Consider the following 15,944-nt stretch of genomic DNA (forward strand, 5'->3'; position numbering starts at 1 on the left):
GAGCAACATGCATGCAGAACTATAAAAAATTCCTTCTGGCCGCGGCCGTTTCGATGGCGTTCAGCGCCACGGCCATGGCAGAGACCTTGACCATGGGGATCGAAGCGGCCTACCCGCCCTTCAACAATAAAGACGCCAGCGGCAACGTTGTGGGCTTCGACAAAGACATCGGTGATGCCCTGTGCGCCAAGATGAAAGTCGAGAAGTGCGACGTGTATGTGTCCGACTGGGACGGCATCATCCCGGCCCTGAACGCCAAGAAGTTCGACTTCCTGATTTCTTCGCTGTCGATCACCGATGAGCGCAAGCAAGCCGTCGACTTCACCGACCCGTACTACTCCAACAAGCTGCAATTCATCGCACCCAAAGCCACAACCGACTTCAAGCCCGACGCGGATTACCTGAAGGGCAAGACCATCGGTGCGCAGCGCGCGACACTGGCCGGCACTTACCTGGAAGACAAGCTGCCGGACACCAAGACCAGCCTTTACGACACCCAGGAAAACGCCTACCTCGACCTGACTTCCGGCCGCCTCGACGGCATCCTGGCCGACAAGTACGTGCAGTACGAATGGCTCAAGAGCGATGCCGGCAAGCCTTATGAATTCAAAGGCGACCCTGTGGTAGAAAGCGACAAGATCGGTATCGCCGTACGCAAGGGCGACCCGCTGCGCGAGCGCCTGAACAAAGCCCTGGCAGAGATCAAGGCAGACGGCACCTACAAGAAGATCAACGACAAGTACTTCCCGTTCAGCATCGAATGATCTGAACGGCCTGACCGGCGCGCTTCTATTGGTTAGTAGCGCGCCGGCTTTCAGCAATGCCTGCCGCGATATGAAAACACCATGAATTTCGATCTCTACGGATTCGGCCCGGCGCTTGCCGCTGGCGCGCTGATGACCGTCAAACTGGCGCTCACGGCCCTGTGCCTGGGGCTGGTGCTCGGCCTTGCCGGCGCCTTGGCCAAGACTTCACCGTATAAGCCGTTGCAATGGCTGGGCGGCGCTTACTCGACCATCGTCCGGGGCATTCCCGAGCTGTTGTGGGTGCTGCTGATTTACTTCGGCACCGTCAACCTGATGCGTGCCCTGGGCGAGTTTTTGGGTAACCCCGACCTTTCCCTCAGCGCCTTTGCCGCCGGGGTTATCGCCCTGGGCCTGTGCTTTGGCGCGTACGCCACGGAAGTGTTCCGCGGTGCGATTCTCGCCATTCCCAAGGGCCACCGCGAAGCCGGTGTGGCGCTGGGCCTGTCGAAGTTTCGAATTTTCACCCGCTTGATCATGCCGCAGATGTGGCGCATCGCCCTGCCGGGCCTGGGCAATCTGTTCATGATCCTGATGAAAGACACCGCGCTGGTGTCGGTGATCGGCCTTGAAGAAATCATGCGTCACGCACAGATCGGCGTGACCGTGACCAAGCAGCCGTTCACCTTCTTTATGGTGGCAGCCTTTATGTACCTGGGCCTCACCGTGCTGGCCATGACCGGCATGCACTTCCTGGAAAAACGCGCCGCCCGCGGCTTTGCAAGGAGCACCCAATGAGCGGTGACTACAGCTGGCTGTCGCACTTCGACCTGGGCCTGAACTGGGCCGTGATCATCAAGTGGCTGCCCAAACTGGCCCAGGGTGCAACCCTGACCCTGGAACTGGTGGCTATCGCCGTGATCGCCGGTTTGCTGCTGGCGATTCCGCTGGGTATCGCGCGCTCTTCGCGCCGCTGGTACGTGAGCGCCCTGCCCTACGCCTACATTTTCTTCTTCCGTGGCACACCGCTGCTGGTGCAGTTGTTCCTGGTCTATTACGGCCTGGCGCAGTTCGACGCGGTGCGTGAGAGCTTCATGTGGCCCTACCTGCGCGATCCGTTCTGGTGTGCCACGGCCACGATGACCTTGCACACCGCCGCGTATATCGCCGAGATCCTGCGCGGCGCTATCCAGGCCATCCCGCCGGGTGAGATCGAAGCGGCGCGCGCCCTGGGCATGTCCAAACCCAAGACGCTGTTTTACATCATCCTGCCGCGTGCCTCGCGCATCGGCCTGCCAGCGTACAGCAACGAAGTAATCCTGATGCTCAAGGCCAGCGCCCTGGCCAGCACCGTCACCCTGCTGGAACTGACCGGCATGGCGCGCACCATCATCGCCCGCACCTATTTACCTGTGGAGATCTTCTTCGCGGCCGGGCTGTTCTACCTGCTGATGGCCTACATCCTGGTGCGCGGCTTCAAACTGCTCGAACGCTGGCTGCGCGTCGATGCTTGCCAGGGACGTTGAAGCACGCTTCGCGGCGCTGGATGCGTTTCTAATCGAGCACCAAGGGCTGTGGCGACCACGGCCCTTTACGCACCTGCACTTACCCTGGGAACACCAGCACCCCGAGCTGGCCCAATGGCTGCGCCAGCGCTCGCTGGCCGATGCCGAAGCCTGTCACAACCACCCGTATGAACTGCCGGCGCCCGCGCCTTTTCCACAGCTGGCATTTCAGGCCGCGCAGCTCAGCGCTGTGGATAAGTTACCCGCACACACCCTGGAGCCTGCCCGCCATCGCCTGAACGTGGATGTGCCCGGGCGCAAATGGCAGCAAATCGAGGCGTTCGGCACCGCGCTGAATTTTGCTGCAACACCCAAGCATTGGCTGGACTGGTGCGCCGGCAAAGGCCACCTCGGCCGCCGCTTGCTGCAACCCGGCCAACAACTGACCTGCCTTGAATACGACCCGGCGCTGATCGCCTCGGGCCAGGCTTTGAGCGACCATCACGGCCTGGCCGTGACCCATCGCCTGCAAGACGTGATGGCCGATGTGGCGCTCAACGCCGAGCACACGCCCGTCGCCTTGCATGCCTGCGGCGATCTGCATGTGCGGCTGTTGCACGTAGCCAGTGCGGCGGGCTGCAAACGCCTGGCGCTGGCACCTTGCTGCTATAACCGCATCGGCGCCGAGCGCTATCAAGCCTTGTCGACCGCCGGGCGTGCCTCGCAACTACAGCTTTCGGTCGATGACCTGGGGTTACCCCTGAGCGAAACCGTCACCGCCGGCAATCGCGTGCGCCAGCAACGGGACACGTCCATGGCCCGGCGCCTGGGTTTCGACCAGTTGCAACGCCAACTGCGTGGCCGCGATGAATACCTGCCCACGCCATCTCTGCCCGCCAGCTGGCTGGATAAGCCCTTCGCTGATTACTGCCAGGAACTGGCGCGCCTCAAGAATTTATCCACAGGTGAACAGGATTGGGCGGCGCTGGAAGCACACGGCTGGCGGCGCCTGGCCGAGGTGCGCAACCTCGAGTTGGTCAGGGGATTGTTTCGGCGGCCGCTGGAACTGTGGCTGGTCCTGGATCGGGCGCTGTTCCTGAAAGAACAGGGCTACAAGGTTGAGATAGGCACCTTCTGCGAACCCACGCTAACGCCGCGCAACTTGATGGTGCTGGCGGAGCGCGATTAAGGGGCGAAACTTCCTACACGCGCCCTGTGGATAACTCTGTTGATGAATTCTTTACAGAGCCTGTAGCTATCAGCGCTACAGACCAAAACCCACCCTGGTCATTTTTTGTTCATAAAATAAAACGCACACAAAACAGGCAGTTGCAGCGTGTTGAGAACGGCTCCACAAAGTGGCTGTTTCGTGACAGGCGAAACCAACCGATTGTGCATAAGCATTTGGCGCTAAGTGCATAAAGCGCGATTTATGCGGTTCTTTTCGGTGCTTTCAGCACGCGGCAAATCTCGTTGATATCGTCGCCGGCCAGCCGCTTTGTGGCGCTGTCCAACGGATCGGCCGCGAACGCCAGCGCTTCGTTGATCGCCATATCGCGATGCACCTCCAACGGCGCTTTGCCCAGGCGCTGTTTGAACGCCTCCAGCATATCCAGGCTAAAGGCGTTGCTCTCATCCACTTGATTGACCACCACATGCACCACCGGCGGGCGTTCACCCTCCAGGTGCGGCGCGAGCAATCCATCCAGATGATCAAGGGTGCCCAGGCACGCGGCATCCGCCTGGGCAATAACCAGCACCACATCGGCCACGTTAAGTGCTTGATGGAAGTACACGTTGTTACCGGCGGGCGTATCGATGATCACCGTCTGCCGCTCGCTCAAGCCCAGCGCCGCCAGGCGTTGCGCCAACCAGCTGGGTTCGTGCTTGAGCCAGCGCTCGAGGTTTTCCTGTTGCTCGATGTCGATATCGCCAAAGGTAATCACTTGGCAACCGGCAAAGCCAAGCTGCTGCAGCGGGCTCCACTGCCCATGCGCCAGGCTGGTACGGCCGATACCCGGCAAGGTGCCACTGACGCCAAAGTGATGGTGCAGGGCATTCTGCGGGTCCAGGTCCAGCGCCACCACTGACTCGCCATGGCGCTGCAAACCGCTGCTCAACGCCGTGGCCAGGGTGCTGCGGCCGACGCCGCCATTGATCGACACCAACGCCACCACTTTGGGGCGCAGCGCTGCGAGATGAGTCGATTGGGGAAGGGTGTTTTCGTTTGCGGGCACACTGCCAAAAAAGTGCATGCGTGCATTAATACCGTTGGCATCATGGCTGACGTTCTTGCCGAACAACGTCAACAGCTCTTCGCTAAGGCTCATGGGCAGCTCCTCACGACGCAGCTAAAGACGTGAAGGTCGGCAAGCAGGCACTTACCGCAGGTCTTATTATGGGCGTCTTAGTGAAGCATTCTGTGACAGACGCGGGAAAGTGTCATTATTTTGCTGTTTTAGCTGATCATTTTTTAGACAAGCGGTAAATGGTCAATTTAATGACCACTGCTCGATAAATGCATGCGAACGCTCAACGCCCGGCATAACGCACTCACATCCTGGGAGCCGCCGCTGTTCAACGCAGGGTCAAACGGGTCGCGCCCATAGGCCTGCGCCTCGCTGAACGAAACGTCACGCTGGACGGTGCCGAGTACGGCATCGCCCAAGCGCAGCTTGAACACTCCGGCCATGTCCTGGCTAAAAGACTGGCCAGCGTCGACCTGGTTGATTACGTAAAACCGCTGAGGTGGCGCCTCCCCCGCAAGGTACGGCGCGAGCACCTCATCCATCTTGGCCAAACGGCGAAACGACGCGGCATCCGGCTGCACCACCACCAGCACCACATCGGCCACCGACAGCGACTGGCTCAAGTACACCGTATTACCCGCCGGCACATCGATCACCACCGTGTCACTCGCATTGAGCCCCAGCCCGGCCAGGCGCTTGGCGAGAAATGCCTGGTCCTGGCCGAGCCAGCGATTAAGGCTTTGCTGCTGCACAGCATCGGTCTCGCCAAAAGTCACCAGCTGGCAGCCGGCAAACCCGCGCTTGGGCAACGCCTGCCAGGTTTGATTAAGCAGGCTGGTAGCGCCCAGGCCGGGCACATCAAAGCCTGGGCACAAGTGATGGCGCAGCGCGTTTTGCGGGTCCAGCTCCAACGCCAGCGCCGGGTGGCCCTGGCGCTGCAAACCACTGGCAAGCGCAGCCGCCAACGTGCTGCGCCCCACACCGCCAGTGGCGGAAACCACCACCACGACCTTGGGTGCCACCGCATCCGTATACACCACGCCATGCGGCCCCTCTACCGCCTCATGACGATAGGGCGCGGCGCCCTGATTCAGCTGATCCAACAACTGCTGAAAAGGCACCGCCACCTGCGACTCACGCAAACAAGGCTCAGCCAGCGCGGCGTATAGCTTGGTGATGTGATCTGCACGCCCCACCGGCTGCTCCTCCCTGTCGGGCCAATGATAATTGGGCCGCATTGTGTGATATCACAGTGATGGTGTCAGTATTCTGGTGTTTGTATCCAAAACCTTTCAGATGAGCGGCATGGCGCCATTTTTATGGCTCTGCTTTCGCCAGAAGATATACATCTATAAAACAACGCACTAGGCGATCACTGTGTGTTTTTCAACCAATGCAGCTCGCCGTTCGTATCAACAAGTACATAGATCCTCACGCCATACACAACGAAACAAAACCCGCACTGCGCGACACAGCCCGGATACCTCCCCGGCATTCAATGGCCTCACCCCACCATTGCACCTGCGAGGCCATCACCATGAACACCAACCACTGGAAAACCCTAATCGCCGCCAGCCTGTTTGGCTTGACCTTCACCGCGCATGCCGAGGCAAGCCATAAGCCGGATATTCAGCGCGTACTGTCGACCACCGAAGACACCCGCTCGGGATGCGGCGTGGTCAACGCGCGCATGACCTACCTGGACGCCAAAGGCGAGACGCAGGTGTTGGCGTACATGAAATTTACGGACCAGTGTGGCGACGGCAATTGAGTCGGATTTGAGGCTGTCGAGGGTAGGAAAAAGCAGCAAGCGTAAAAAAACCTTGGTATCTGCAAAAATAGTCAGAATTCAGGGGTTTACAGAAGCTTGGCAATCGCTATAATCGTCGCCCTAACACGCCGGTATAGCTCAGTTGGTAGAGCAACTGACTTGTAATCAGTAGGTCCCGGGTTCGACTCCTGGTGCCGGCACCATACAAGGTTCCAAAGAATGCTTTCAAAATCTCTGGAACCCCCGAAAAACCCGCCTTCTGGCGGGTTTTTTCGTTTTGGCGTTCCATCGGTTTCCGTCAGAAACTGGTGGATTCCAACCGTTTTAGGGGTAGAGTTTGGGATACAGGTCACTTCGATAAAAGGGAGTACCCTTATGTCGCGCACCACAGCTCCGCTCTCCGACGCAGCTTGCCGCTTGGCAAAACCTACAGACCGCGCCTACAAGCTTTTCGACGGCGATGGCCTCTATCTCCTAGTCCAACCCAATGGCCGCAAAGGCTGGCGGCTCCGTTACGTCAAACCTGACGGACGGGAAGGACTGACCTCGTTCGGCAACTACCCCGTCATTGGCCTTGCCGATGCTCGCCGCAAGCGCTTGGACGTCAAGCGAATGCTGGCGGATGGTATTGATCCCATAGAGACCAAGCACCAAGCCAAGGCGGAAGCCGTGATCAAAGGCAGAACCTTTGAAAGCGTTGCGCTCGACTGGCATACGGAAATGTCGGCCAAGTGGGCACCAGGCCATTCCAAGACTGTGATGAGCCGCCTCAAAACCCACGTGTTCCCGCTGATCGGCGGCCGCGCCATTGTCGACCTCGACACCCATGACCTCATGCAGCCCTTGGAAGCGATCAAGAAGCGCGGAACGATCGACGTTGCTTTAAGGGTACAAAACTACCTGCAGAGCATCATGCGCGAGGCAAAGCGCCTCCGGCTTATCACCATAAACCCTGCTTACGATCTCGAAGGCTCGATCAAAGCCCCGCGGGTGGTGCATCGCCCCGCTCTACCCTTATCGCGACTGCCGGAACTGCAGGAACGGATCGACACCTATAAAGGCCGGGCACTTACCCGTCTGACGGTGATGCTGTCGCTGCATGTGTTTGTACGATCCAGCGAGCTGCGTTTCGCACGCTGGAGCGAGTTCGACCTCAAGCGCGGCACCTGGGAGATACCGGACACTCGACCAGCGTTGGAGGGAGTACCCTTTTCCACAAGGGGTACGAAGATGGCAGGGGATATCCATTTAGTACCCTTATCGCCGCAAGCAGTGGCGCTACTCGAAAAAATCCATGCACTCACAGGCAAATTCGCATTGGTCTTCGCAGGGGATGCCAAACCCTGGAAGCCCATGTCCGAAAATACCGTGAACAACGCGCTTCGGACGATGGGATACGACACCAAAACCGATATCTGCGGGCATGGGTTTCGTTCGATGGCCTGCAGTGCACTGATCGAGTCAGGATTGTGGTCGGAGACAGCCATTGAACGGCAGATGAGCCACAAGGAGCGCAACAACGTCCGTGCCGCTTACATCCACAAGGCCGAGTTTATTGACGAGCGCAGGCTGATCATGAACTGGTGGAGCCGGTACCTGGAGGCCAATGGGCAGGAGCATGTCACTCCACACGAATTCGCGAGCCAGACAGGAGCGAACGTCACTCGCCTTAAAGCAAAACGTGGCGCAACTGAGTAAGCGCTTGGTCTTCATATCTCAGCGATCCGCTTGTCCACGCGGGTCCATCCAAACAGGGCTGCAAAGCCGCCCTGCTTGGATGGTCCTCACTTAAAAAATCTAAAGCCCACACAACTGTCTGTGGAAAACCACTGATTTCCACCGGTGGATAATTTCATCCACAGCCGCAGAACTCCCGAAAATTGGAGTCTTGACCCGAATTATCCACAGGCGTAGAAAAGATCGGGCAAAGCGCTGTCGTCGACAGCAACCCAGGTAGCCAGAACCTTTAAGGCTACGCCACACGGTGGTGGTTCCCCCAAAGTGCGATTAGCGTCCGGCGGCTCGCACGGTCACAGCGATGTGATGGATGCCTACTTTTACCAGTGTGCCCACTGCGGCAACTCATCCCCTTGCATAGCGGCCCTGCAGCAACCTATCCGCTTGGCCATTTCACTGCGCCAACCTGCGCCCGTCTCTTTCTTCCGGAAAGAGACGGGCACTCCTACCGCTGCTGCAGCCCAACTCGTACAAGGCTTTGCGGCATTCCCCCTCGTGACAATCGGCGTGACAAACACCGAAGTCACCAGCAACAGCGATGCAGATGATGGTGCCGCAGCCCAAGGAATGGACTGCACCTGACTGACAGTCAGGCATGCCCCTGTCATCGCATCACTGCCTTCACCCGACTCAGGGTCTTGCGGCGCCGGTCTCGTCAGCCAGTGCAGCCTCCACCCGCCCACTTCCTCGGAAGTGTTCAGGAGGCCAGATCATGAGATGCCCAAGCTCCCGGTCGTAAGGAGCCGCCAGTCCCGCGTTAGTGGACACCCCCACAAGCCGCAGGGGCCTTGATCCCTGATAACACTCAACATTCTTGGCGGGATGACGTGGGGCGAGGAACGAGACAAGTAGATGAGGTAACCGACATGGCATTAGTGGGTAGGCGCGATGGCCGTAATTTCGACTACGGCAGGCAATTGAGCTACGCAGGGCCACAGGCGCTAAAAGATATGTTCGGCGGCGGCCACTATGGAACAGTAAGAGCGCACTGTGATCGATGGTTGGTATTCGTGAAATGGTGCCGCTCCGAGGAAGGCCCCGGCGTCAACGATACACGGAAGATTGAACGGCAGGTCTTGACGAATTACGTGGCGCACCTTCGTTGTTTGGTCGAGCGTGGCGGTCTTGCTATCAGCACTGCGCAAAACCGGCTATCCAGTGTTAACAGGACCATAGCAGTGTTGCCGCAGCCCCAACTCCTTGCCGATTTATAGACAAAATGCCACCACCTGGATTAGCGTCACCAGAACCAGTCACGGAGGACCTGCAACCCTATGAACCAACCTACGCCGCAACCCTGGACAGCCGCCCCAGGCGATATCCTGCTGCTATCGGGCAAATCTAAAACCCGCCCTTTCAACCTCGGCTATCAATCGATAGCCCGGGTCAGCCCAGCTCTGTACACGCACGTCGCCCTGGTAATTAGCCCCTATCGCGTTATCCATGCGGTTCCCAACGAGGGCGTTGAAATCCGTGCTTGGCGCGAAATACGTGAGACCTATGATCTTGAAAGGTCATCGGTAGCAAGGCTTCGGGAACTCGATGAAGACTTGCGCGCGAAGCTGCTTGCCCAAGCGAACTACTATTTTGGCCTGCGTTATTCGGTATTGGCGTTGGGTGAGAAGCCGGAGACGTTCAGCCATCAGAAAGGCATTGTTTGCTCGCAATTTGTCGCACGGGTTTTGCATGACGTCGGGGTTACCTGCACATGGGGCCGCGTTCGAAAATGCTTACCTGCTGATATCCATAAGCACACGGAAGGCAGCTCAGAATGGCTGCGCAGCGGCCTTGGCGATTACTTGTTTGATCCAGCTGTTGCGGCGGATCCAGGCATCTCGAGTGTTTATGCTGATCTGCATTTCGAATTGGACGGCTATTCCGCCAAGACACTCAAAACGAGCTTTTTGGTGAGCCGGGCGCGCCACGTAATGGAGGCGGCTATGGAATCGATGATTGCGTCCGTAGAGAGCGGCTTGCTCACCATCGAGGATCTGCCCGCAAGCCTCGACTTTACAAATTACGTCATTTCGCCAAACGACTGGGCAGCAGCATGGACGCAGCAGTTCGCCGTCCCCCAACAACCCGCGGCGTTCCTGCATGAGTCGGGGCCACAAGCAGCTCAAGCACGGCACTGTTTTATTCGCTCATGCGAGAACCTGGGCGAGATCGCTCAAGCGGCATTCGACCAGATGGCGCTAATGAGACGGTTTCTTGAGGATTGGATCACCCTACTGGCTCAGGGAATTGCAGAAAATACCCCAGTTGAGGCGCATCACAACTTGGTGGCGCCCAATACCAGATTGCTTGAAATGATCTCAATGATGGATCGCGTAATGGGGTGGCGGGAAAACTCAGAAGAGGATTCCACCATGGACCTACCTGGAAGGCTGGCGTCCGGGATCTTCACCTGCGAAGAGGAGATTTCGATAGCGAGTCAGTGCCTGCTGAAGATATCTGATTTTGCGACAGCTAAAAGCACCTGGAATCAAATGCGGCTTGCGGTGCATGCCCAGACGGAACAAGTGGCTTCTGTGCTGGAGAACACGCTGACGGGCAAATAGCGTCCAATCCAATGCGTTACGGAATAGCGGTGACCAGAGCCGCCAATAGAGGAAGGCGCGGTAAAAAAGCACTCCAAGGTGGATATGATCAGGACCTCCTGACCACGGTTAATACCCTGTGAACGATGTCTCCGGTTTAAAATTGTCCGGTTCACACGCTGGCAAGCCCAGCAGGCAGCTAGCGGCTAATGCCGCTAAAAGCAATTGACGCTAGCTCCCCCCATAAATCTTCTCACTTTGGGGGCAACTTCCTTCGCCGATGGCTAAGTTCGAACCCCTCTGGAAGCGGCTTGAATAAATCATCGTCCTGAGGCCATCGCTTCGCCCGACTTTGAAACGCTCGAAGCGCGTCTATATCCAAAGTTGCCGCAATAATAAAGTCATTATCGCCACCCCGTACACGAGCCAACTCCCGCATATATGATTCTTTGGCAGGCGCTCTCACACGGCTATCTCCATACTTCCTATTATTCGCTAAAATCGTATAAGCATGTATATCGAGAGCTGCTGACTCGATAAGCGCCGAAAAAGTCTCTAGATCCTTATTCCAACTCAGAACCATAAGGGCGTCAATTTCACCTTGAAAGTCCACTCTCGCCTTACTATTCTGCAACTCCGAACACACCATAACACCAAAACAGGCTCCATTATGGATGTATATCGGCTTATTTGAAGTTTTTGTCAACTTCCCGTACGCCCAGTACTTGCCATAAATTGCAGTAAGCGACTGATCCTCACCTACTGCAGGCTGAAGTTTGGGTTGTCTGATTATAACGGAAGCAGGGAAACCGAGTCGGTCATCTGCCAGAACCAAACATGCTTCACTAATTACTTTGTTTTTTGAAAAATGTCGGTACTCAGTACCGGCCACCAGACTAATTCCAACAGCGCTAAGCCTACCAGCTATACTGTCAACCCACCTCAACGGTACAGAAAGCTCTGGGAAAAGAACATAGTCAGGCTTAGGGGTGAGCTGAATCGCTTGATTAACAAGCTCAGCTATTCGACTGTATCGTTCCAACGAGAGATTTGGCTTATCACAAGCCGTTGCCGCCCAAGCAGTCTCATCTGTTTTAATATTTGTTAATGCTACTATAATTTTTGACTTACGCTTAGTACCTATATACAAATAACTCCCTACACCCTTTGCTTCGTTCCGTCCGTGCTCTTGCTCTAAGGCTAGCAAAGTAGGCTTTATCCAAACACCTCTAAGAGCCTGTACATATTGCGCCCAAATAGCCGCCGGACTTTCTGTAAATACCTTACGAGTATTTCCCGGTAATCCTACACACTCTGGAGCAAGCTCCGCGATCTCAGCTGGGGTGAGTGGCCTTGTTGGGAAGAGATAAGGCATTAAACTCTCATTTTTACGCGCTACTGCGCTTACCTTATGGAGCCGAGACCGTCGGGTTGACCTTAGAAACAACTTTAGCGCATCAACATCAAGCAACTCCGAGCTTTCCAAGCAACTACAAATTCGCTTCTCATCATTCTCTGGGTGTTCCACAAACAAGTCTTGGACTGAGCGAATACTTAGAATCCTTTTATAAGGTTCTTTAGCGAGATCCGCCATAGCAATTAAAGGCGCTTTCTTATAGAAATCTTCTGAACCAATTCGAAAATCCAATATATCTTCAAAATCAGTCAAAGCTTCAATGATTACTTGCAAAAACAATTCAGCTAAGCGTGCTTCTTTCTTAGGACGATTCTGATTCAACAGCTTTTTAGGATCATAATAACGAGCAGCCGCGTCGACGAACATCCAAGCAAGCGTACCCTTTACGTATCGCCAAAGCTCTTTCCCTGCTTTTGCTTTGGCGCCATTCAAGCCAATTTCTTTACCCGGCGTAACATGCACCGCCAACTGGTCAATAGCGGAAAATGCACGCACTACAATCTGTTCGGCGTGTTCCCACTCATTCAGACTGATAGCAAAACCAAGAAGCCTAGGCAAGTAGGTAAAGTGCGCGAATATACTCTCAGGTCGTACGATATGATTGTGTGCGAACTGATAAAATTCCTCACGCTGTCTCACCCACTCATTCTGGGGCAAGTCTCTCGCCAAGGTCTCTACATGGCGCAATTGCAAAGACCAACTAAGTCGCCGGATTGTTAATCCATCCGCTTTACGTAGAGTGTCTGCCTGGTCACCTAAACTACCTGCAGCTGAAAGCACTCGAGCCGCTGTAGAGTCCTCTAGTTGATCTGGTGAGGGCATTAATCGATGTTCGCTGGATAGCTCGTAAATTTCTTTTTCTATGCTATCCAACAAATCTAAGCCAGCTCGACCATGCAAGACAAATAACTTCTGCTTTTCTGCCTGCAGCTTGATCTTAGTTTTCTTCTGCAATTCCTCCCCTTGCTGAATCTCCCACAGTCTATCATCTTTACTCCTTGTTTCTTCTGCGCCATCCGACTCTTGAAAAATGCAGTCGTCACCTAATCGGTTCTGCAGAAACAACATAAACTCTTTGGCGCTGGTGATGTTCCCTGTATCATGCAATACGATAAACATATCGTCGACGTATCTACCATAATGGATAGGAGCGACGGCCTCTCGAATCAATCTATCCCAATGACTCAACAAAACATTGGATATTATGCGAGTTGCTGTCAAACCAATCACCAGACCACCTGGTATCTCCACAGCTTCTTGCACCAACCTTTCGCTAAATTTTTGCGCCCCCTTTGACCAGCTCGATAAAAACCGCGCAAGCTCCTTTGTAAACTGCTGCTCATCCTTTGAAAGGTCTACGCCTAATTTTTTTTGTAGCGCGGGAGCAGCGACTGCGAGTGGGTCTACAAAATGATAGTAGCTTTTCAGATCGAGAGACACAGCAATCACGTCCCGATCTTTTTCAAGCTCGTAGCGGATTGCTCTTAACCCATCATTACGCCACTTTTGGTAGGGCTGAAAGTATGGAGAAAATGAACCAATCGCACGCAAATGAAAAGGTTTATGCGCATTTTTATCTAGACTTTCATCATTCCTCACACGCTTTAAACGCGCCCCATAGCAATCTGGACCTAGGCAAGCATCGAACTTGTGGCCAATCATGTTTATCCAAAGAGCAGAGACCACATGCGCATCCACTGGAAAATCGCCCACAATTCGAAATTCCGGGACCAGATGATTATTACTTTTGATATGATCAAATGCTCTTATGGGACAAGAAAAATGAATATGTCCCTTAGACCCATTCTTTTTAGGTTCAATGGTTAGCTTTTTAGGAAGAAGACGATATTCACCTAGCATTTTATGGTCATTAACAAAACCAACTTTGCCACTTAACCTTTCCAACAAGGCATTCAGATTGCCCAATAAATCTTGCTCGTACTCAGCAAATTTAATCGCAGCTGGAAATGTATTCTCGAAAAAACAATCAGCTTTTGCTTTTCTATAGGCAACAATTAAATCATCAATTGTCAGACTACCCCAACCTTTAAAAACCGCCGTATACCCCATACGTTCTTCCTTGCAAAACGGTAATTTTGATGCACTAAGTGTAATGCAGAGCCACCACCCTAAACAAGTTCACAAATTTGTGCAGATAAAACCCGAAAACCCTTAAACTTCATCAAAATATCGAAAGCTATACAGAGTGGGTAAAATTCTTTCTTCGCCCAGCTTACATAGATAAACGAAGCGGAACCCCAGCGCTTAATAAATCTCAGCCAAAAAGCATGGGTGTAGCGCTGAGTACATTGCCAAGTTTAGAGGTCATAAGGGTATTATTAGCGGTAGCATTTAAGGTGCATAGAGAAAATATTTCGAATAATCAGATACTTGCTTATTATTTCGACTCCTGGTGCCGCACCATATCTCAAAGCCCCGCAATGCGGGGCTTTGTGGTTTCTGCGGTTTGGGAAACCCCAAAAAGTCAGATCACCGTTTTGGCCGAAATGCCCAAAAAAGCGTCCACACTTAAAATCTCGGGCTGCTTGCCTCAGTCCAAATCTCGATTTCTATGACGCCTTGCTCAGCTCAACGTCAGTCCCGGGAGACGTATTCTCCAAACCCACCGGACCACCAAAAGCCACCCTCACCCCGCCTCCCAGGTTTTATTCATAATTATGGCTAGCCAATAATTATGCCGCCCTCATAAAACCAATAATTCCCCCAACCACCTATTCGAGCCGCCTCAACCGACCAAAAAAACAACCAATCAATTTTCCCGATTGCTCCCCACCCCTCACCACGCTAACCTCCCCCCCGTCGCCACCACCCAGCGACCGGGCCTGAGAACCCGATTTGATGCAGGCGCCAACAGCGCCACGCATTCGTTTTCACAACGAACGTGTTGCTCTCACTCAATATGGGAGTTCCACCAATGACCGCAACAAATCCACCCGCACTCACCACCCTCGGCGTCACCCCTTTCTCCTTTCACTCCGACCAACCTCTGTTCCGCGTCAACAGCGGCGTTTCCCTGCATGACGCCTTGCACCACGTTTCCGACTTGCTCCACGTCGCCAAGTTGCTCGCAGAGGATGCGGCGATGACGAAGGAGACGGACCGTTATGCCTGGGCGTCGCATTATTTGCAGGAGATGAGCAAGGCGGTGATTGATGATGTGGTGAAGGTGTTGGCGTCGCCCTGTAATGCTGAGCAATAAGAAGTAATGGGGTGGCCGGGCGGGCGCTATCGCGGGCAAGCCCGGCTTCCACATTAGAGCTGGCCCTTTCAGCTGTAGTGGGCGGGCTTCGCATAAGTTGGGTGTGAAGCAGCCGCCGGGAATGGGACTGCTGCGCAGTCCAACGCGGGGCAAGCCCGCTCGCCACAGGGTTTGTGTTGTTGGTTGTAATTGGCTTGGTAGGAAGCGCTTTTAGGCGAATTGGCCGCCTTTTTTACGCAGGTAGATCATCTGCGCAGTCACGCCAATAACCAGCGCCAGCGCGAGGCTGCCTTGTGCGCCGAGCAGTATGGGGGATTGCAGGTCTGTCACGAACGGGTGCCCGTCCGGCACGCGGCGCAGTGTTTCGGATACGGTGGGTACCATCAGGAAAAATGCGGTCAGGCTCAGGAAGATGGTTTCCAGGTATGCGCGTGCGCGGCCCAGCCACGCTAGGTGCCCTACTGCATATCCGGCCGCGAGCAGGGCAAGGGTGATGATGCCGATGATGTTGCTCACGGGCTGTTTGGCGACCAGGAATACGCTGAAGGCGCCGATCAGCATTGATGCCAGGTAGAACTTGCCGGGTGTTGAGCGGGGCACGATGCGGCCGTGGCGGATGAACATGTAGGCGGCCAGTGGGATGGCGGGCAGGCTGCCGAGGGTGTGGAGCCAGCCGAGGGGGGAGATTCCGAACATGGTGTGTGTCCCGTGTGGGTGGATGATGTGCATAAACGGGCCGCGCTGGAAACGTTCATCGCGATG

The 15,944-nt window shown here is 55.0% G+C and carries 12 protein-coding genes, 1 tRNA gene and 1 pseudogene; 10 read left to right on the top strand and 4 right to left on the bottom strand.

Annotated elements, in window-relative coordinates; all coding sequences use genetic code 11:
* Window positions 1–11 precede the first annotated feature (11 nt).
* The 4 genes from ASE80_RS21365 (at window position 12) to ASE80_RS21380 (ending at window position 3,437) form a co-directional block, all read left to right on the top strand.
* Window positions 12–764 carry an ABC transporter substrate-binding protein gene (locus ASE80_RS21365; RefSeq protein ID WP_056860684.1) on the top strand — a complete coding sequence of 251 codons (753 nt, stop codon included), beginning with the start codon at window positions 12–14 and terminating at the stop codon, window positions 762–764.
* A gap of 81 nt (window positions 765–845) precedes the next feature.
* Window positions 846–1,541: an ABC transporter permease gene (locus tag ASE80_RS21370; protein ID WP_056860685.1), complete on the top strand. Its 696-nt coding sequence runs from the start codon at window positions 846–848 to the stop codon at window positions 1,539–1,541.
* A 38-nt stretch (window positions 1,542–1,579) separates the two neighbouring features.
* On the top strand, window positions 1,580–2,269 hold the full coding sequence (locus ASE80_RS21375) for an ABC transporter permease (RefSeq protein ID WP_026013808.1): 690 nt from the start codon (window positions 1,580–1,582) through the stop codon (window positions 2,267–2,269).
* Window positions 2,250–3,437 (top strand): methyltransferase, encoded by a 1,188-nt coding sequence (locus ASE80_RS21380; RefSeq protein WP_056860686.1) that lies wholly within the window; start codon window positions 2,250–2,252, stop codon window positions 3,435–3,437. The genes ASE80_RS21375 and ASE80_RS21380 overlap by 20 nt, the downstream gene beginning before the upstream one ends.
* A 241-nt stretch (window positions 3,438–3,678) precedes the next feature.
* Here the strand turns inward: ASE80_RS21380 and bcsQ (ASE80_RS21385) are convergent, their stop codons facing one another.
* Window positions 3,679–4,578 carry a cellulose biosynthesis protein BcsQ gene (gene bcsQ, locus ASE80_RS21385; RefSeq protein ID WP_056860687.1) on the bottom strand — a complete coding sequence of 300 codons (900 nt, stop codon included), beginning with the start codon at window positions 4,576–4,578 and terminating at the stop codon, window positions 3,679–3,681.
* Between the two features lie 167 nt (window positions 4,579–4,745).
* Window positions 4,746–5,693, bottom strand: coding sequence for a cellulose biosynthesis protein BcsQ (gene bcsQ / locus ASE80_RS21390; protein WP_236708859.1), 948 nt, complete (start codon window positions 5,691–5,693; stop codon window positions 4,746–4,748).
* A 341-nt stretch (window positions 5,694–6,034) separates the two neighbouring features.
* Here bcsQ (ASE80_RS21390) and ASE80_RS21395 point away from each other — a divergent pair, with 341 nt between their 5' ends.
* From ASE80_RS21395 to ASE80_RS21415, 5 genes and pseudogenes are all read left to right on the top strand, one after another.
* Complete coding sequence (locus ASE80_RS21395) at window positions 6,035–6,268, top strand: DUF2790 domain-containing protein (protein WP_056860718.1); 234 nt, start codon at window positions 6,035–6,037, stop codon at window positions 6,266–6,268.
* 127 nt (window positions 6,269–6,395) lie between these two features.
* A tRNA-Thr gene (locus ASE80_RS21400) sits at window positions 6,396–6,471 on the top strand.
* 172 nt (window positions 6,472–6,643) lie between these two features.
* Window positions 6,644–7,966: a tyrosine-type recombinase/integrase gene (locus ASE80_RS21405; RefSeq protein WP_056860688.1), complete on the top strand. Its 1,323-nt coding sequence runs from the start codon at window positions 6,644–6,646 to the stop codon at window positions 7,964–7,966.
* A gap of 905 nt (window positions 7,967–8,871) precedes the next feature.
* Window positions 8,872–9,189 (top strand): annotated as a pseudogene (locus ASE80_RS31960) (integrase domain-containing protein); the annotation flags it as partial.
* 90 nt (window positions 9,190–9,279) lie between these two features.
* Window positions 9,280–10,566, top strand: a complete 1,287-nt coding sequence (locus ASE80_RS21415) for a hypothetical protein (RefSeq protein WP_056860690.1) — start codon at window positions 9,280–9,282, stop codon at window positions 10,564–10,566.
* 232 nt (window positions 10,567–10,798) lie between these two features.
* Here the strand turns inward: ASE80_RS21415 and ASE80_RS21420 are convergent, their stop codons facing one another.
* A complete protein-coding gene (locus ASE80_RS21420) occupies window positions 10,799–14,032 on the bottom strand; it encodes an RNA-directed DNA polymerase (RefSeq protein ID WP_056860691.1) in 3,234 nt (1,077 codons plus the stop codon).
* An 865-nt stretch (window positions 14,033–14,897) separates the two neighbouring features.
* Here ASE80_RS21420 and ASE80_RS21425 point away from each other — a divergent pair.
* The gene (locus tag ASE80_RS21425) at window positions 14,898–15,182 is read left to right on the top strand and encodes a DUF3077 domain-containing protein (RefSeq protein ID WP_056860692.1); all 285 of its coding nucleotides are present in this window, start codon (window positions 14,898–14,900) and stop codon (window positions 15,180–15,182) included.
* A 210-nt stretch (window positions 15,183–15,392) separates the two neighbouring features.
* Here ASE80_RS21425 and ASE80_RS21430 read toward each other — a convergent pair whose 3' ends face one another.
* Entirely contained in the window at window positions 15,393–15,878 is a 486-nt protein-coding gene (locus ASE80_RS21430; RefSeq protein WP_056860693.1) for a hypothetical protein, read from the bottom strand.
* Window positions 15,879–15,944 lie beyond the last annotated feature (66 nt).

It is taken from the genome of Pseudomonas sp. Leaf15 (assembly GCF_001421425.1).
Lineage (GTDB): Bacteria > Pseudomonadota > Gammaproteobacteria > Pseudomonadales > Pseudomonadaceae > Aquipseudomonas > Aquipseudomonas salomonii.